Origin of the sequence: Micromonospora sp. GCM10011541 (assembly GCF_042650725.1) — a bacterium.
Lineage (GTDB): Bacteria > Actinomycetota > Actinomycetes > Mycobacteriales > Micromonosporaceae > Micromonospora > Micromonospora sicca.
Genome location: NZ_JBHSBP010000049.1, coordinates 448,497 through 465,713, shown reverse-complemented (window position 1 = coordinate 465,713; position 17,217 = coordinate 448,497). Strand labels below are relative to the sequence as shown.

Sequence of the window (17,217 nt, the reverse complement as noted above, 5' to 3'; positions counted from 1 at the left end):
TCCCGACAGCAGCCGCCGCAACCCGGTCCGAGGCCATTGCGTGCTACCGGGGACACCGCGGCGGACGACCGTCGCGGCAACGGGGAACACGGGAGGACATCAACATGACCACACGTACCGGACGCCGGCTGGCGACCGTCCTGCTCGGCTCAGCCACGGCGCTGCTGGCGTTCGCCGCACCCGCCGCGGCCGCACCCGCCGGTGGCGGCCTCGACGCCGACGTCTCGGTGGGCCGGCTGGTGCTCGACCCGACCGAGCGCGGCTACCGGGGCGACCTGCCGATCACAGTCACCAACCTGGGTCGGGTCGACACCTACTTCAGTGTCACGATCGTCGAGCCGGTCGCCGGCTCGATCGGCAACCTGTCGCCGGACAGCCCGTGCGGCTTCCAGGGGTTGCAGGACAACCGGCGGGTCGTCAACTGCCTGGTGCCCGGTCCCAACCTGAAGCCGGGCGAGCGGCGGACGTTCTCGGTCGCCTTCCAGGCCCTCACCACGCCACGCGACGTGGCGATGACCGCGACAGGGGGCCAGGTCTCGGTCAACGTCGGCGACGGCAGCCCGGAGGTCGCCGACGGGGAGAGCTTCGTCGCGCGCTTCCGCTCCACCTCGGGTTCGCTGCGCAACCCGGTCCCGTACGTCCAGGACAGCCAGGCGCGGGCGTCGATCACCACGGCGGGCGCGGCCACTCTGGTACGGCAGGAGGACGGCAGCTATCAGGGTCGGCTGCCGGTGACCGTGCGCTGGTCCGGCGACGCGGCGCACGACTTCCTCTACGTCGACGCGACCTCGCTGCCGGCGGGGGTGGCGATCTGGGGGACCGACCCGCAGGACCTGCCGAGCTTCTTCACGAACTTCGTGGTGCCGGGCGGGCGGTTCATGGCCGGTGAGGAGCGGAGCTTCGACGTACTGCTCCGCGCCGAGCCGGGCACGACCGCCGGCGACCTGGGCAGCGTCACGTTCGAGCTCAGCACGCGGTGGGACTCCATCGCGGTGGCTGACGCCGACCCGGCGGACAACGCCGCGACGTTCAACGTGACGGCGGCCGACGCGAGCTGAACGACGCGTCACCCGGCCGGGGCGTCCTCCCCGGCCGGGTGACGCGGCTCGTCACTGCTGAGCGACGCTGGGGCCGGGACCGATCGGGTCGGCGACGCTGGGGCCCGGGCCGATCGCCGTCACCACGCTGGGGCCGGGGCCGATGGGGTCGGCGACGCCGGGGCCCGGGCCGATCGCCGAGACGGCAGCCGTCACGCTGCCGAGGCCCAGGGCCAGGCCCGCGAGGCTCACCGCTGCGGCAATCGCGATCTTCCGAAGGTTCATGTGGGTTCCTCCCGTGTTGGTCGTTCCGATGACAGGAACGCTATGCAGCGGGCGGATGCCGGATAACCTCCATTTATCCAGTAATGTCGATACTTATGTCGATTGATACATCCGTCAGGTTGTGTCGCGTATCGCAAACGGATCGAGGGCCCGGAACCGGGTCGGTTCCGGGCCCTCGCCGTCGGCGAAAGGTCACCAGGTCGGGCGTTGCAGCAGTCCGACGAACTCCACCAGCAGCCGTTCCCGCAACCGCACCGGGGCCACGTTGAGCAGGGTGTTGACCATCGCCATCCGGTCCGGCAGGGGCCCGGCGCCGCCGCCGAGGCCGAGCCCGGCGGCCAACCCGGCGATCAGCTCGGGGGTGAGGGCCTCCGGGGTGAGGCTGCCCGCGAGTGCCAGCAGCTCCGGCGGGAGCTGGACCGGACCGGCCGGCCGGGCCGCGGCGACCGCGTCGGCCAGGTCGGGGCCGAACTCGGCCACCCGGGGGGCCACCGCCGCGGTCACCGTCAGGTGCACGCTGGCCGGCAGGCCGGCGTAGGTGAGCTGGGGCTGGGTGTGCCAGCCCCGGGCGGTCAGCTCGTCGACCAGCACGAACAGGTCGAGCCCCGGATCGGTGCTGGTGAAGCAGACCACGCTCGACTCCGGCTCGGCCATCAGCCGCAGGCCGTCCACCCCGCGCACCGCGTCGGCCAGCCCGGCCACCGCGTCCCGGGTGAGCGCAGCGAGCCGCAGGTAGCCGTCCTCGCCGAGGTGCCGCAGCGTGGCGTACGCGGCGGCGATCGGGCCGCCGGAGCGGGTGGAGGCGATCACCGGGTTGACCATCGTGTACCCGGGCCAGTCGGCGTACGCGAAGTACTGGGATGCGCGCAGCCCCGGATCGCGGTGCAGCAGCACCGACACCCCCTTCGGGGCGTACGCGTACTTGTGCAGGTCGACGGAGATCGAGGTGACCCCGTCGACGGCGAAGTCGAACGGCGGCACCGGCGCGCCGAGGCGCCGCAGCCAGGGCAGCGTCCAGCCGCCGAAGCAGGCGTCCACGTGGCAGCGCACCCCGGCCGCCGCGGCGACCGCCGCGATCTCCGCGACCGGGTCGACCACGCCGTGCGCGTACGAGGGGGCGGAGCAGGCCACCAGCACGGTCTCCGGGCGGATCGCGGCGGCCACGTCGGCAACGGTGGGGCGGAGGGTGGCCGGGTCGACAGCCACGGGGTCGAGGGCCACCCGCAGATAGTGGGCCGCCTTGGCGAACGCCGCGTGCCCGCTGACCGGCACCACGATCCGCGGCTCGGCGATCTCCGGCCGGGCGTCCCGGGCCGCCTTCACGGCAAGGATCAGCGACTCGGTGCCGCCGCTGGTGACGCTGCCGACGGCGTCCGGCGCGCTGGTGCCCGGCCCGCCGCCGAGCAGCCGGGCCGCCGCCCCGACGAGGGCGTTCTCCATCGCCAGCAGCGACGGGAAGGCGGTCGGGTCGAGCCCGTTCACGTGCGCGCTCCCGGCGTACGCGGCGTGGGCCAGCTCGTCCAGCCCGGGCACCCCCGGGTCGTACACGTACGCGAACAGCCGCCCCCCGTGCGTGGGCCGGTCCAGCCCCCGCAAGCCGCGGATCTCGTCGAGCACCCGCTCGGTGGGCACTCCCTCGACGGGCAACGCGCCCGCCCTGTTGTCGATCATGGCCTGGTGGCGCCCTTCTTCTGACGGTCAGCGGCTCTCCTCCCCCACCACGACGCCGTGGTCGGCGGGGCGGGTGGGGGTGGCGGCGGCAAGGCGGGAGGCGGTGAGGTCGTAGGGGCGCAGCAGGAGCACGGCCGCGCCGACCAGGAGGCCGGGCAGGACGGTGAAGCCGAGGAGGACGCCGAGGCGGGCCGGTGCGGACTGGGTGGCGGCGACGCCCGTCGAGGACGAGACGTAGCCGGAGACCTGGAGGACCAGGCCGTACAGGCCGGGGCCGAGGGCCAGGCCGAAGGTCTCCCCGGCGGTCCACAGGCCGGTGAAGACGCCGGCCTGGCGGCGGCCGGTGCGCGCGGTGTCGTAGGCGATGCAGTCCGGCAGCATGGCCAGCGCGAAGACCTGCTGGCCGGCGTAGCCGACGCCGATCAGCGCGACCAGCAGGTAGACCCCGACGGCCGGCAGCACCGGCGCGGCGACCAGGGCCAGCGCGCCGGCCGCGAAGATCAGCGACGCGGCGACCAGGGCGGCGAGCTTCCCCACCCGGGCGCCGACCCGGGTCCAGAGCGGCATGACCAGCAGCGCCGGCCCGACGAAGCAGGCGAAGAGCAGGGTGGGCCCGGTCTCCGGGTCGCGCAGCACCTGGTCGGCGAAGTAGCTCACCCCGGCCAGCACGGTGGCCACCCCGGCGGACTGCACCACGAAGCAGGCCAGCAGGGCCCGGAACGGCCGGTTGCGGCCGGCGACCGCGAGCTGGGCGCGCAGGCTCGGCTCGCTCTCCCCCACCGTGCCGGTCGGCGCGGCGCGGGTGCCGAGGAACGCGCCGACCGCGCCGGCCACGATCAGCGCGGCCACGAAGAGCCCCATCCAGCGGTGCCCGGCCACCCCCTCGCCGCCGGCGGTCACCACCGCCGGGGCCACCGCCCCGGAGACCAGGATGGCCAGCGCCAGCACCGCGATCCGCCAGCTCATCAGCCGGGTACGCTCCGCGTAGTCGCCGGTCAGCTCGGCGGGCATGGCCACGTACGGCACCTGGAAGAAGGCGAACGCGGTCGCGGTGGCCAGGAACGCCACCGCCACGTACGCCCCGGCGGCCGGCCCGGCGCCGAACGGCGCGGCGAAGATCCCGGCGAAGAGCACGGCCAGCGCGAGCCCGCCCAGCAGCAGGTACGGCCGGCGGGCGCCCCACCTCGACCGGGTCCGGTCGGAGATCCGCCCGGCGACCGGGTTGACCAGTACGTCCCACGCCTTCGGCAGGAGCACCAGCAGGGCGGCCACGCCCGCGGCGACGCCCAGCGTGTCGGTCAGGTACGGCAGGAGCAGCAGCCCGGGCACGGTGCCGAAGGCGCCGGTGACCAGCGAGCCCAGTGCGTAGCCGGCGTGCACCCGGCGGGGCAGCCGCCCGGTCGGCCCCGTCGCGTCCATGGGGCCGAATGTTACTCACGTTATGGCCCGGGTCACATCCCCTCCTCCGGCGACCAGGCCGCCGCCATGTCCACCCCGGACGGGCGCAGCGGGCAACCCTCGGCCCGCAGCCGGGCCCGCGCCTCGACCTCGTGTCCCGGCGGCAGCCGCCCGGCCGAGTTCACCACCCGATGCCAGGGCACCCCGCCCCCGTACCGCGCCATGATCGAGCCGACCAGTCGCGCCGATGCCCGCCCCGAGCGCTCGGCGAGCGCGTCCGCGACCGCCCCGTACGACATCACCCGGCCCGGCGGGATCCGCTCGACCAGGTCCAGCACCGCCTCGACGTACTCGTCAGGTGTCACGGCCAGCCACGATATGGGAACGCCGATCGGTGCGGCGGACCCGACCGCGCAGAATGGTCGGGTGCGCGAAGCAGTCACGGCGGCCCGGCGGATCGTCGTCAAGATCGGCTCATCCTCGCTGACCACCTCGGCCGGCGGGCTGGACGACGCCCGGGTCGACGCGCTGGTCGACACCCTCGGCACGCTCGCCGCCGACGGCCGCGAGGTGGTGCTGGTCTCCTCCGGCGCGATCGCCGCCGGCCTCGCCCCGCTCGGGCTGGCCCGGCGCCCCCGCGACCTGGCCACCCAGCAGGCCGCCGCCAGCGTCGGCCAGGGCCTGCTGATCGGCCGGTACGCGGCCAGCTTCGCCCGGCACGGCCTGACCGTCGGGCAGGTGCTGCTCACCGTCGACGACGTGACCCGGCGGGTGCACTACCGCAACGCGTACCGGACCCTGCGCAAGCTGCTCGACCTGCGGGCGGTGCCGATCGTCAACGAGAACGACACGGTGGCCACCGAGGAGATCCGGTTCGGCGACAACGACCGCCTCGCCGCGCTGGTGGCCGCGCTCGTCCACGCCGACCTGCTGGTCCTCCTCTCCGACGTGGACGCCCTCTACACCGGCGACCCGTCCCGGCCGCAGACCGCGCGGATCGGCGAGGTGCACTGCGAAGGCGACCTGGCCGGCATCGACGTCGGCGGCGCCGGCCGCGCCGGGGTGGGCACCGGCGGCATGGTGACCAAGGTCGAGGCGGCCCGGATCGCCACCGGCTTCGGCATCCCGGTGGTGCTCACCGCCGCCCCGCTGGCCGCCCAGGCGCTGGCCGGCGAGCCGGTCGGCACGCTCTTCCACCCCGAACGGCAGCGCCCGGCCGCCCGGCTGTTCTGGTTGGCCCACGCCACCACCCCGCGCGGGCGGCTGCACCTCGACCCGGGGGCGGTGCAGGCCGTGGTGGGCCGGCGCAAGTCGCTGCTGCCGGCCGGGATCACCGCGGTGGACGGCGCGTTCACCGCCGGGGACCCGGTCGACCTGGTGGACGCCGAGGGCGCCCCGGTGGCCCGCGGCCTGGTCAACTACGACGCGGTGGAGCTGCCCGGGCTGCTCGGCCGCTCCACCGGAGAACTCGCCGCGGCGCTCGGCCCGGCGTACGAACGGGAGGTCGTCCACCGCGACGACCTGGTGCTGCTGTGAACCGGAACCCCGTGCCGCACGGGATCCCCTACCGACACCCGAGGAGTGCAGGATGAGCGTCGTCGAGCAGGCCCGGCGGGCCCGGGACGCGGCGGAGGCGCTGGCCGTCGCCACCCGTACGGTCAAGGACGCCGCGCTGGCCGCGATGGCCGACGCGCTGGTGGCGCGTACCCCGGAGATCCTCGCCGCGAACGCGACGGACCTGGCGGCCGGGCGGGAGGCCGGCCTGACCGCGGCCGTGCTGGACCGGCTGGCGCTCGACCCCGGGCGGGTGGCCGGCATCGCGGACGCGCTGCGCCAGATGGCCGCGCTGCCCGACCCGGTCGGCGAGGTGGTCCGCGGCTCGACCCTGCCCAACGGCCTGGAGCTGCGGCAGGTCCGGGTGCCGTTCGGGGTGGTCGGGATCATCTACGAGGCCCGTCCGAACGTCACCGTGGACGCCGCCGGGATCTGCCTGAAGTCCGGCAACGCGGCGCTGCTGCGCGGCTCCTCCTCGGCCGCCCACTCCAACGCGGCGCTGGTCGCGGTGCTCCGCGACGCGGTCGCCGGGGCCGGCCTACCGGCCGACGCGGTGCAACTGCTCGACGCCGGCTCGCGCGACTCGGTCAAGGAGCTGATGCGCGCCCGCGGCCTGGTCGACGTGCTGATCCCGCGCGGGGGCGCGTCGCTGATCCGGACCGTGGTCGAGGAGTCGACGGTGCCGGTGATCGAGACCGGGGTCGGCAACTGCCACGTCTACGTGGACGCCGCCGCCGACGTCGGCAAGGCGGTAGCGGTCACCCTGAACGCCAAGACCCAGCGCCTGTCCACCTGCAACACCGCCGAGTCGCTGCTGGTGCACGCGGGGATCGCCGACGCGTTCCTGCCGCCGGCGCTGGCCGCCTTCGCCGACGCCGGGGTGACCGTGCACGGCGACGTCCGGGTCGCCGCTTACTCCGCCGCGGTCGTCCCGGCCACCGAGGAGGACTTCGCCACCGAGTACCTGTCCGCGGACATCTCGGTCGCCGTGGTCGACTCGCTGGACGCGGCGGTCGCGCACATCCGGCGGTACGGCACCGGCCACACCGAGGCGATCGTCACCGACTCGCAGCCCACCGCCCGGGAGTTCGTGGCCCGGGTCGACGCGGCGGCGGTGATGGTGAACGCCTCCACCCGGTTCACCGACGGCGGCGAGTTCGGCTTCGGCGCGGAGATCGGCATCTCCACCCAGAAGCTGCACGCCCGCGGCCCGATGGGGCTGCCCGAGCTGACCAGCACCAAGTACGTGGTCACCGGGGACGGGCACCTGCGCTGACTGCGGCGCCGCTCAGCCGCTCGGCTGGGCAGCCTGCGGCGGCGCGGGGTCCGCCGGGGTCGCGGAGCGCTGCGCCGGCACGACGGCCGGGACCGCCGGCCGGCAGGCCCGGATCGCCCGCAGGGTGGTGTGCACGTCGAACTGGTGGCCGTCGTCGCTGTCCCAGCCGCCGTCGCTGCGCTGCGTCTCGGCGAGCCGCTTGCGCGCCGACACCAGCAGCCACTGCTCCTCGCCCACCTCGACCCGGCGCAGCGTCGCGGCCAGCCACGCCACGTCGGCCGGGGACATCTCCGGGATCCGTTCGGCCAGCACCGCCTGGATCCGCGCCGACTCGTAGTACATCTGCTGCCGGTGCAGCACCGCCGCGCTCAGCCAGCCGGCGGGAAGGAACGACGGCCAGCTCCCGTCCGGGGCGAGCTGCACGGCGACCGCCTGCGCCGCGGCCTGCACCACCCCGGCGTACGCCCCGCCGACGCGATGGTCGAGCGGGCCGGCGGCGCGGGCGTCCAACCCGGCGACGGTCAGCCAGAACCCGGCGTTGGCGGTGAGGTAGAGCTGGGCCTCCGGGTCGCCGGGGCGGGCCCACTCGGGGGCGAACCCGGCCAGCGCCGGGTCCTCGTCCCAGCCGCCGTCGGGGCGCTGCCGGACGGCCAGCCAGTCGAGGGCGTGCCGGGCCGCCGGGCGACCGAGCGCGCCGAGGTCGTCCAGCTCGCCGAGGCGGAAGCAGGTCGCGTCGATCGAGGCGACGTCGCTGCCCAGGGTGGCCGGCCAGCCGCCACCCGACGCCTGCCCGGCCTCGGCCGCGTCGAGCAGTTCGACCGGCACCGGCGTGCCGGTGCGCAGCCGGGAGAGGCGGGCGCGGTCCACCGCGTCACCATGAGCCACGACGAAGCCGATCGCGGCGTCCAAGTCGACCACGAAGGCAACGCTACCGGCGCAAACGCGGTTACGCCCTCGGTAGCTCGGCCGACGTGGCCCGGCCCCGGCGGGTACGCGAAGGGGCCCTCCCGGCAGCGGAAGGGCCCCTTCGACGGACGACTCAGTACGCGGGCAACGACGGGTCGATCTGCTTGATCCAGGAGAGCACGCCGCCCTGGACGTGCACGGCGTCGCGGAAGCCGGCCGTCTTCAGCGCGGCGAGCGCCTCCGCGGAGCGGACCCCGGACTTGCAGTGCAGCACGATCTGCCTGTCCTGCGGGAGCTTCACCAGGGCCTCGCCGGAGAGGATGTCGCCCTTGGGGATCAGCGTCGAGCCGGGGATCCGCACGATCTCGTACTCGGCGGGCTCCCGGACGTCGACCAGGAAGATGTCCTTGCCGGCGTCCTGCCACTCCTTCAGCTCCAGCGCGGTGATGGTCGAGTCGACCACCGCCTCCTGCGCCTCCTCGGAGACCGCGCCGCAGAAGTCCTCGTAGTCCTCCAGCAGGTCGGTGACCGTCGGGTTGTCGCCGCAGAGCGCGCAGTTCGGGTCCTTGCGGACCTTGATCTTGCGGTACTCCATCTCCAGGGCGTCGTAGACCATCAGCCGGCCCACCAACGGCTCGCCGATGCCGGTGAGCAGCTTGATCGCCTCGTTGACCTGGATCGAGCCGATCGAGGCGCAGAGCACGCCGAGGACGCCGCCCTCGGCGCAGGACGGGACCATGCCGGGCGGCGGGGGCTCCGGGTAGAGGCAGCGGTAGCAGGGGCCGTGCTCGGCCCAGAACACCGACGCCTGACCGTCGAACCGGTAGATCGAGCCCCAGACGTACGGCTTGCCGAGCAGCACCGCGGCGTCGTTGACCATGTAGCGGGTGGCGAAGTTGTCCGTGCCGTCGACGATCAGGTCGTACTGGGAGAAGATCTCCCTGACGTTCTCCCGGTCCAGCGCGGTGTTGTGGATCTCCACCTGGACCAGCGGGTTGATCTCGCGGATCGACGCCGCGGCGGACTCGGCCTTGGACCGGCCGACGTCCGAGACGCCGTGGATGATCTGGCGCTGGAGGTTGGACTCGTCGACGGTGTCGAAGTCGATGATGCCGAGCGTGCCGACGCCGGCGGCGGCGAGGTACATCAGGGCCGGCGAGCCGAGACCGCCGGCGCCGACGCAGAGCACCCGGGCGTTCTTCAGCCGCTTCTGCCCCTCGACCCCGACGTCCGGAATGATCAGGTGGCGCGAATAGCGACGGATCTCGTCAACGGTCAGCTCGGCGGCGGGCTCGACGAGCGGGGGCAACGACACGGTGGACTCCCCGGGATCGGCGTTGGTGAACCGCGCCATTGTCGCTCGGCGGAGCACCGGTCGGCCATGAGGGGGGACACGTCGCCCGACATGCGGGAGCGGGAATAGTCAGATGCCGTCGACCGGCTCCCCGGAGTAGCGGGAGCCGTCCACGTACGGCCAGGCGTTGGCGACGCAGCCGTCCAACCCGTACGTCTGCTGCTGCATCACCGGGGCCGGCTCGCCCGGCCCGGGGCAGGCCTGGTGCACCTCGCCGAACTCGTGCCCGACCTCGTGGTTGATCACGTAGGTGCGGTAGACCACCAACGGCGCGCCGTAGTCGGGCACCGACTCCATCCACCGGGCCAGGTTGATGATCACGCGGCCGGGAAGCCGGCAGGAGGTGTACCGCTCGGTGGTCAGCCCGCCGTCGGCGCACATCCGCTCCGAGGTCGCCGGGGTGGCCAGGTAGATGGTGAAGTCGGCGTCGGCCTCCTCGGCCACCCGCTGCACCCGCAGCTCGCCGGAGCCGATCCAGCTGCGCCGGTCGCCGAGCACCTCGTCCACGGTCGCGGCGAAGGCGTCCACGTCCTGCCCGGCGCCCTGCTCGACGGCGACCCGGTAGCGGCGCAGCGGGCCGCCGTAGCCGCGTACCGGGGAGCGGCCGTCGGCGGCGGCGAAGCTGCCGGAGGCCTCGGTCGGGTACCGGCCGGGCTCCCCCCGGGGTTCCGCACCGAGCCCGCTGGCCGGCCGTGGATTCCCGGCGGCCGCGGGTCGCTGGTCCGCCGGTCGGGGGGTGAGCTCGGTCAGGCCGGCCGCCGTGCCGGCCACCGCCAGCAGGGCGACCAGCAGCAGGAGCGTGCGCCGACGGCGACCCCGCATCCGACGCCTCGTCGGTCGGACCGGCGCCGGGTGACCGGTCGCCGCCGGCGGACGGCCGAAGTCGAGCCGGGCCGGGCCAGCGGGACGGGCCGGGCCGCGGTCGGGCTCGGCAGGCGGGTCGTAAGGGGACGACGGCGTCATGACCCCAGCGTCCCATGCGATTCCGGGCATCCGGCCGGGTTCACCACTCTTGGCGCAAAACCCGTCCCACCACTGTCTTCGGGACGATCACACCGGCGGTCCGGTGTACCGCCGCCCCGCCACGTACGGCCAGGGATTGGGCGTGCAGCCGTTCAGGAAGAGCGTCTGCTGCTGCATCACCGGCGCCGGCCGGCCCGCGCCCGGGCACCGCTCGTGGTGGTACCCCAACTGGTGGCCGACCTCGTGGTTGATCACGTAGAGCCGGTAGCGCTCCAGCGGCAACCCGGCCTTCACCAGGTGCGGCACGGACAGCCGCCAGCGGTCCAGGTTGATGATGACCTTGCCCGGGGCCCGGCACGAGGTGTACGGGCGCCCACCGATCCGGATGTCGGTGCCCCCGGCCAGACACATCCGACCCGCCGTGCGGGCCGTCGCGAGGTAGATGGTGAAGTCGTAGCCGACACCCGCCGACACCCGCTGCAACCGCAGCTGACCGCTGTCCACCCAGCTCCCCGGACCCGCGAGCGCCGTCTGCACCGCGTCGCCGAAGGCGTGCACGTCCTCCCCGGAACCGTTCTCCACCGCCACCCGGAAGCGCCCCAGCGTGCCCGACCGGCCGAGCACCCCGCCCGGGCGGTCGTCGTACCCGAAGCTGCCCCGGCCCGCGAAGGGCACCGGGCCGGGCAGGCTCAGCACCGGCTCGGCGGCGGTCGACTGGCTCGGCAGGGGCCGGCCGGACGGCGACGGGGGCGGCGCGAGCGCGGCCGGCTGGGCGGCCGGCCGGGCGGGCGAGGCGTCGTCCACCAGCACCTCGGCGCTGGCCGGCGGCCGCTGCACCGCCACGCCGACGGCGACCCCGGCGGTGACGAGGAAGGCGAGCACCACCATGGCCGGCCGCCAACGGCGGGCGGCGGGTCGAGCGGTGCGGTAGCCGGCGGGGGCAGGCCGCGCGGAGCCATGGCGCGGCCGGGGGGAACTGGGCATCCGGCTCAGCCTGCCATGTCGTGGCCCCGCGCGCTCTCCCCCGTTTCGGCGAGCAGCCCCACCACCGCCCGCGCCACCGTACGCGGCACCTCCAGCTGCGCCACGTGGCCGACACCGTCGAGCATCAGCAGCCGGCTGTCCGGGATGACCCGGGCCGCCTGCGGCGCCACCCGGACGTCGACCAGCCGGTCCTGCCGACCGCCGACGACCAGCGTGGGCGCCCGCACCGTGGCGGCCAGCCGCCAGAGCGAACCCGACCCCGGCAGGTACGACCGCAGGAAGCTGGAGACCAGACCGCGGAACGTCCGGACGTACGCGGCGGCGTAGTGCGCGGCCTCGTAGCGGATCCGGATCTCCTCGACCGCCTCCTGTCGGCGCTGGTCGCAGATCCGGGACAGGTCGGCCACGCAGGCCTCCATCACCTGCTGGGCCGTCACCTCCGGAGCGAGCTGGGCCAGCCGCCAGGCGGCCAGCCGCTCGCCCCGGGGGATCGCCAACAGCGGCAGCATCCGCCCCTGGAGGGACCGCCGGAAGTCCAGGAACGGCAGCGCCGGGGAGATCAGGGTCAGCGTCCGCACCAGGTCCGGCCGCGACGCCGCGACCTGCACCGAGATCGCCCCGCCCAGCGAGTTGCCGAAGAGATGCACCGGTCCCCGGTCGCTGTGCTCGATCCAGCGCACCACCCGCTCGGCGAAGGTGGGGATCGTGTAGCGCCGGCCCGGCTCGCTGCGCCCGAAGCCGGGCAGGTCGATGGCCTGGCCGTCCAGCCGGTCGGCGAGCAGACCGGCCAGGTCCGTCCAGTTCTGCGACGAACCGCCCAGGCCGTGCACGTAGAGCCCCGGCTCCGCGCCGGGCGCGGTGGCCGGGGTGTCCCGTACGTAGGTGACCGTGCCGTCGAGGCGTACCGCGCGGCCGGGCCAGGGTGGCGGCACGTGGTGCGCCGGCAGGAGATGGTCCGGCCAGAGGGTGGCGCGCTTCATGCTCCCAGTGTTTCCCACGCCACCGCTGGCCGACACCGGTCGCGGATCAGGCCAGCAGCGCCTCGAGCCGACGGTTCACGGCGGCCAGGGTCGCCCGGACCACCGCCTGCCGGGGGTCGCCGGCGACCAGCGCCGAACCGGCCAGCTGCTCCACCCACCCGTCGCAGACCAGCAGCACCACCACGGTGGCGACCTCGCAGTTGCCGAACGGCACTACGGCGGTGTGCTCCACGAAACAGCGCCCCCGGTCCCCCGGCTGGACGGCGCCGCGCAGCAGCTCGTCCACGGCGGCCGCGGCGGCCACCGCGCAGAGCCGCAGCACGTAGCCGTCGACGGCCGGGCCGGTGGAGTGGCCCTCGGCGGTCGCGTCCGCGGCGATCAGGCGGACCTCGACGGTGGCGTCGAGGCCGAAGGTGCTCACCTGGACGTGGTCGATCACCACCCGGGGCCCCGGCGCGCCGCCGGTGTCCAGCGGTCGGGAGGGCGCGGTCTCCGTCGTGGTCATCTGACCACCCGAGTACGACGTGCCGAGCGTCGCCGGGCTGCCGGTGGCGGCGCCGGCCGGTGCGGCAGCGAGCGACGTCTCCTCCACCGTGGCCCGACCCCGGTGCGGCGCGGCCGGGCGTCTCCGGCGCGGCGTCTCCGGCTCCGCCCGTGCCTCGTTCCGGCTCTCCGGGTCGGACGCCTCGGCCAGCCGGCCGGCCCGCCCCTCGGGCTCCTGGCCGGGGCGGCTCTCCGGGGCGCGCGGGTCGCGGCTGTCCGTCGCCCGCGGGTCCGCCGGAGCCGGGCCGGTACGCGAGGCGCCGGCGCGCTCCTCGGCGGGGCGCGTCTCGGCAGCGCGCCGCTCGGAGCGACGGCGCACCGGAGGCGGCGGCGTGGCAGGCATCCCCGGCAGGTTCTGCGGGGCGGCGGCCAGCCCCATCCGATCCTGGAGCAGCCGCGCCACCTGGCGGCTCACCTCGGCCGGGTCGGCGCCGTCGGCCAGGTCGAGCCGGAGGCTGTGCGCGCCGGCCGGAGTCCGGCGCAGGGCGGCGTCCCGGACGCCGGCGACCTCCCGGACGGCGTCCAGGATGGCGTTCACGTCGAACCCCTCGGGTCGCTCCCGCAGGGGCGCGGGCTCGTCGTCCCGGCGCAGGTGGGTGGCGATCCGGGCGAGTTCCGGGGTTTCGGCGGGTGGCTCCACTGCTGGCGGCTCCGGCACGACGGGCACGTCCGGTTCTGCGGGGACGCGCTGCGGCAGTATCGCCGTCGCCCGGTCGTCCGGCCGGGTGTCGGCGACCGGCTCGGCCGTCGGCATCGGTTCGGGGGCGGACCGGCGGGCCGCATAGGGGGGTGCGCTCGTGGGGGCGGGCGCGGGGGCGCGGTCGAAGCGGGCCGTCCCGCTCGTGGCGGTGGCGGGGCCCGGGGTGGCGGGGGGCGGCGGCTGGCCGCCCGTTCCGGCGGGAGGTGCGGCGGCGACGTCCTCGGCCTCGGGACGCAGTCGGAACGGCCGGACGATCCGCTCCTCGGCGCGCCGGGCGGCCGTGGGGAGGGCCGGGTCGGAGCCGGCGGGCGGGCCGGCGTACGCCGGGGTGGCGCCGGGCGCCTCCCGGGGCGTCGGCGCGACGCTGGTGGGCGCCGGGTACGGCGGGGCGCTGGCCGGCGCCGCCCACGACACCGGCGGGGCGCTGGTCGGGGCGGTGTGCGGCGGTGAGCTGAACGGCGTTGCGGCGGGTGCCCCGCCGGCCCAGGACGGCCGGTCGGCATTCTCCCGCTCGTACGTCGGGCGGGGCGCGACGTCGGTCCGGGCGACCTCGTACGGCTCGGCGCGCGGGGCCTCGTACGGCCGGGCCGGCTCCGCCCGCGGGGGCTCGTAGGCCGGCGCCGGCTCGGCCCGCGTCGGCTCGGCCCGCGTCGGCTCGTACGCCCGGGCGGGTTCGGCGCGCGCCGGCTCGTACGGCCGGGTCGGCTCGGGCGCCCACTCCGCGGCCCGCTCGTCGCGGGCGCGGCGGCCCCCCGGCTCGTCGTCGCGGGCCCATTGCGGTGCCCAGCCGCTGCCCCAGCTCGGCTGGTTCCAGCTCGGACCCGACCACGCCGGCTCGTCCGTGGGCGCGGCGCGCTGATCGGCCGGTTCGGCATGCCATGCCGGTTCCTCGGCGGGCCCGGCGCGGCGCTCGGCCGGTTCGGCACGCCATGCCGGTTCCTCGGCGGGCCCGGCGCGGCGCTCGGCCGATTCGGCACGCCATCCCGGCTCCTCGGCCGGCACGGCGGGGTGATCGGCCGGCCCGGCGGCGGGCGGCGCCGGCCGGTCGGCCCACCCACGGGACAGCGAGGGGGCCGGTTCGGGGGCGCCACGCTCGACGATGGGGGCGTGGAAGCCGGGCGGTACCTCGAACCCGGCGGCGGCGGTGCCGACCGGCGGCACCTGCACGGCCGGCGGCGCGGAGGACGGGACCGTCCCCTCCCCCCAGCGCGACCCGCGGCCGGTCGGCGGGTCGTCCGAGGCGTGCCGGGCCGGGCCGGGCTCGGCCTCGGCGGACGGCTGCTCCGCCGGGGGCGCCGGTCGCTGGGCCGGTACGACCAGCCGGTCGCCGTCGAGGTCGCGCCGCGGCTCGGCGGCGGGCGGGGCACTCACCGGAGCCTGGCGGGACACGGGCGGCTCCTCCTCGGCGTAGCGCACGCCGTTGACGTGGGGACGGCCGTTGACCCGGGCCGGCGGCGCCTCGGCGGGCGGCCCGGCCAGCGGGGCCGGCAGGTCACCGTGTCGAGTGGACGAGGCGCCCCAGCCGCCGGCGGGGTCGGGCTGCCGCCAGGCGGGTGTCGGCTCGCGGCCGGCCTCCCCGCCGCGGGACCAGCCGGCTGCCGGGGGCGCCCACCCGCCGGCGGAACGGGCCAGGTCGTCCTGCTGACCCGTCCCGTCGCCGTGCTCTCCCGGGGTGGCGGCTCCGGGTTGCCCTGATTCACTCACCGCGCGCTCCTTGGTCGCCCCCGCTGAGGCTACCGTGTGGTGACAGTGGCGATAAGTTACAGCGGCGGGCCAATTCCGGGACGGGTTCACGACCCGGACCGGTTCGGGTGATAAGTGCCGGCTCGTACGACGAAACTCGGAGGCTCCCATGACCGCTGTGGGGAACGGTGCACAGACCGCAGGCCGGCCCACCCGCCTGCCCCGTTCGGCGCGGCGCAAGCAGCTGCTCGCGGCCGCCCAGGAGGTGTTCGTCGCCCAGGGCTACCACGCCGCGGCGATGGACGACATCGCCGAGCGGGCGGGGGTCTCCAAGCCGGTGCTCTACCAGCACTTCCCGGGCAAGATGGAGCTCTACCTGGCGCTGCTGGACACGCACTGCGACGCCATCGTGGCGAAGGTGCACGACGCGATGCGCGGCACCAACGACAACAAGGAGCGGGTGAGCGCGTCGGTGCGCGCGTACTTCGACTTCGTCGACCACGAGAGCGAGGCGTTCCGCCTGGTCTTCGAGTCGGACCTGCGCAACGACCCGGCCGTCCGGCAGCGGGTGGAGCGGGTCGAGCAGGGCTGCATCGCGGCGATAACCGACACCATCATCTCGGACACCGGCGTCAGCCGGGCGCACGCCGAGCTGCTCGCCTCCGGCCTGGTCGGGGCGGCGGAGACGGCGGCGCAGTTCTGGCTGGCCGGCGGGCGGCAGGTGCCGAAGGCGGAGGCGGAGGCGCTGGTCGCCGCGCTGTCCTGGCGGGGCATCGCCAGCTTCCCGCTGCAAGGTGAGTCAGCCTGAACATCGGGCCGTCAGATCGGATAGCCTTCGCACGGCGGCTTTTTCGCCCCAGTTGAGGTTGAGGAGGCACCGTGGAGGTCAAGATCGGCGTGCAGTACGCGCCGCGCGAGCTGGTCCTGGAGAGCGCGCAGACGCCGGCCGAGATCGAGCAGATCGTGACCGACGCCTTCGCCAAGGGCGAGGGCACCCTCTCCCTGACCGACGAGAAGGGCCGACGGGTGATCGTGCCGGTCAACAAGGTCGCGTACGTCGAGATCGCGGAGGCCGCGCCCCGCGCGGTCGGGTTCACCGTCCGCTGACGATCCGGTTGCCGCGGCAGGCGACGCACCCGCGTCCCTGCCGCGCGGCACGCCCGGAGCGGCTCAGTTGTTCAGCCCGGCGGCGGTCATCCGCGCGGTGTGCGCGGCGGTCAGCCGCCGGAACAGCGCCGGCACGTCCGCGCCCTCCCGCCGCGTGATCAGCGAGGTCAGCCCGCCCCGGTCGGCGGCGGCGACCCGCCCGGCCTGGGAGAGCGCCTCCCCGACGAGCCGCCGCGCCCACATCGAGAGCCGGTTGGCCACCCGCGGGTCGGCCTCGATCGCCGCCCGCATCTCGGCGGCGGCGAACTCGGCGTACCGGGAGTCGTGCAGGACATCGAGGACCAGCCGGCGGTCCGGTTCGGCCAGGCCGTCGGCGATCTCCCGGAGGAAGTCGTCGGTGATGGCGTCGCCGACGTACGCCTTGGTCACCGCCTCCAGCCAGTTCTTCGGCTCGGTCGAGTCGTGGTACGCCTGGAGCGCCCCGACGTACGGGGCCATCGCGTCGTCGGGCGGCACGCCGAGCGCCGCGAGCCGGTCGGCGATCCGCCGGTAGCTGCCGATCTCGGCCGCGGCCATCTCGCTCAGCGCGGCCCGGCGGCGCAGGTCCGGGGCGAGCCGGGCGTCGGCGGCCAGCCGGTCGAACGCCAGCAGCTCCCCGTACGCCACCAGGCCGAGCAGGTCGACGAGGGCCGGGTCGGGCGCGGTCGGGGCGGACACCAGCGCAGGCTACCGTCCGGCCAGGTGACCCGGCCGCCCACGCCCTTGTGGCGCAGGTC

At 75.6% G+C, this 17,217-nt stretch carries 16 protein-coding genes; 5 read left to right on the top strand and 11 right to left on the bottom strand.

What is annotated here, in order from left to right:
- Positions 1-104: 104 nt before the first annotated feature.
- On the top strand, positions 105-1,058 hold the full coding sequence (locus ACFOYX_RS19330; RefSeq protein WP_322439057.1) for a hypothetical protein: 954 nt from the start codon (positions 105-107) through the stop codon (positions 1,056-1,058).
- A gap of 51 nt (positions 1,059-1,109) precedes the next feature.
- On the opposite strand, the gene ACFOYX_RS19325 is transcribed toward ACFOYX_RS19330, so the two are convergent.
- From ACFOYX_RS19325 to ACFOYX_RS19310, 4 genes are all read right to left on the bottom strand, one after another.
- Positions 1,110-1,322, bottom strand: a complete 213-nt coding sequence (locus tag ACFOYX_RS19325) for a hypothetical protein (RefSeq protein ID WP_161557985.1) — start codon at positions 1,320-1,322, stop codon at positions 1,110-1,112.
- A 192-nt stretch (positions 1,323-1,514) separates the two neighbouring features.
- The gene (locus ACFOYX_RS19320; RefSeq protein WP_322439058.1) at positions 1,515-2,993 is read right to left on the bottom strand and encodes an aminotransferase class V-fold PLP-dependent enzyme; all 1,479 of its coding nucleotides are present in this window, start codon (positions 2,991-2,993) and stop codon (positions 1,515-1,517) included.
- A gap of 27 nt (positions 2,994-3,020) precedes the next feature.
- Positions 3,021-4,412 carry an MFS transporter gene (locus ACFOYX_RS19315; protein WP_322439059.1) on the bottom strand — a complete coding sequence of 464 codons (1,392 nt, stop codon included), beginning with the start codon at positions 4,410-4,412 and terminating at the stop codon, positions 3,021-3,023.
- Positions 4,413-4,444: 32 nt separating this feature from the next.
- Positions 4,445-4,756: an MGMT family protein gene (locus tag ACFOYX_RS19310; RefSeq protein WP_109800819.1), complete on the bottom strand. Its 312-nt coding sequence runs from the start codon at positions 4,754-4,756 to the stop codon at positions 4,445-4,447.
- 61 nt (positions 4,757-4,817) lie between these two features.
- Between ACFOYX_RS19310 and proB the strand changes: the two genes are divergently transcribed.
- Positions 4,818-5,927, top strand: a complete 1,110-nt coding sequence (gene proB, locus ACFOYX_RS19305) for a glutamate 5-kinase (RefSeq protein ID WP_201749529.1) — start codon at positions 4,818-4,820, stop codon at positions 5,925-5,927.
- Positions 5,928-5,979: 52 nt separating this feature from the next.
- Positions 5,980-7,221 (top strand): glutamate-5-semialdehyde dehydrogenase, encoded by a 1,242-nt coding sequence (locus ACFOYX_RS19300; protein ID WP_109800817.1) that lies wholly within the window; start codon positions 5,980-5,982, stop codon positions 7,219-7,221.
- Positions 7,222-7,233: 12 nt separating this feature from the next.
- Here the strand turns inward: ACFOYX_RS19300 and ACFOYX_RS19295 are convergent, their stop codons facing one another.
- The 6 genes from ACFOYX_RS19295 to ACFOYX_RS19270 form a co-directional block, all read right to left on the bottom strand.
- The gene (locus ACFOYX_RS19295; protein ID WP_236647386.1) at positions 7,234-8,139 is read right to left on the bottom strand and encodes a squalene--hopene cyclase; all 906 of its coding nucleotides are present in this window, start codon (positions 8,137-8,139) and stop codon (positions 7,234-7,236) included.
- A gap of 121 nt (positions 8,140-8,260) precedes the next feature.
- Positions 8,261-9,481, bottom strand: coding sequence for an adenylyltransferase/sulfurtransferase MoeZ (gene moeZ, locus ACFOYX_RS19290; protein WP_201749528.1), 1,221 nt, complete (start codon positions 9,479-9,481; stop codon positions 8,261-8,263).
- Positions 9,482-9,550: 69 nt separating this feature from the next.
- Positions 9,551-10,303 (bottom strand): DUF3152 domain-containing protein, encoded by a 753-nt coding sequence (locus ACFOYX_RS19285; RefSeq protein ID WP_238453878.1) that lies wholly within the window; start codon positions 10,301-10,303, stop codon positions 9,551-9,553.
- A 228-nt stretch (positions 10,304-10,531) separates the two neighbouring features.
- Positions 10,532-11,428, bottom strand: a complete 897-nt coding sequence (locus ACFOYX_RS19280) for a DUF3152 domain-containing protein (RefSeq protein WP_109800815.1) — start codon at positions 11,426-11,428, stop codon at positions 10,532-10,534.
- A 5-nt stretch (positions 11,429-11,433) separates the two neighbouring features.
- The gene (locus ACFOYX_RS19275) at positions 11,434-12,408 is read right to left on the bottom strand and encodes an alpha/beta fold hydrolase (RefSeq protein WP_109800814.1); all 975 of its coding nucleotides are present in this window, start codon (positions 12,406-12,408) and stop codon (positions 11,434-11,436) included.
- 46 nt (positions 12,409-12,454) lie between these two features.
- The gene (locus ACFOYX_RS19270; RefSeq protein WP_322439060.1) at positions 12,455-15,355 is read right to left on the bottom strand and encodes a hypothetical protein; all 2,901 of its coding nucleotides are present in this window, start codon (positions 15,353-15,355) and stop codon (positions 12,455-12,457) included.
- Positions 15,356-15,503: 148 nt separating this feature from the next.
- Between ACFOYX_RS19270 and ACFOYX_RS19265 the strand changes: the two genes are divergently transcribed.
- Both ACFOYX_RS19265 and ACFOYX_RS19260 read left to right on the top strand, forming a co-directional pair.
- On the top strand, positions 15,504-16,142 hold the full coding sequence (locus tag ACFOYX_RS19265; protein WP_043965396.1) for a TetR/AcrR family transcriptional regulator: 639 nt from the start codon (positions 15,504-15,506) through the stop codon (positions 16,140-16,142).
- 71 nt (positions 16,143-16,213) lie between these two features.
- Positions 16,214-16,441: a DUF3107 domain-containing protein gene (locus tag ACFOYX_RS19260; RefSeq protein ID WP_109804608.1), complete on the top strand. Its 228-nt coding sequence runs from the start codon at positions 16,214-16,216 to the stop codon at positions 16,439-16,441.
- 63 nt (positions 16,442-16,504) lie between these two features.
- On the opposite strand, the gene ACFOYX_RS19255 is transcribed toward ACFOYX_RS19260, so the two are convergent.
- Positions 16,505-17,158, bottom strand: a complete 654-nt coding sequence (locus tag ACFOYX_RS19255) for a ferritin-like fold-containing protein (RefSeq protein ID WP_322439061.1) — start codon at positions 17,156-17,158, stop codon at positions 16,505-16,507.
- Positions 17,159-17,217 lie beyond the last annotated feature (59 nt).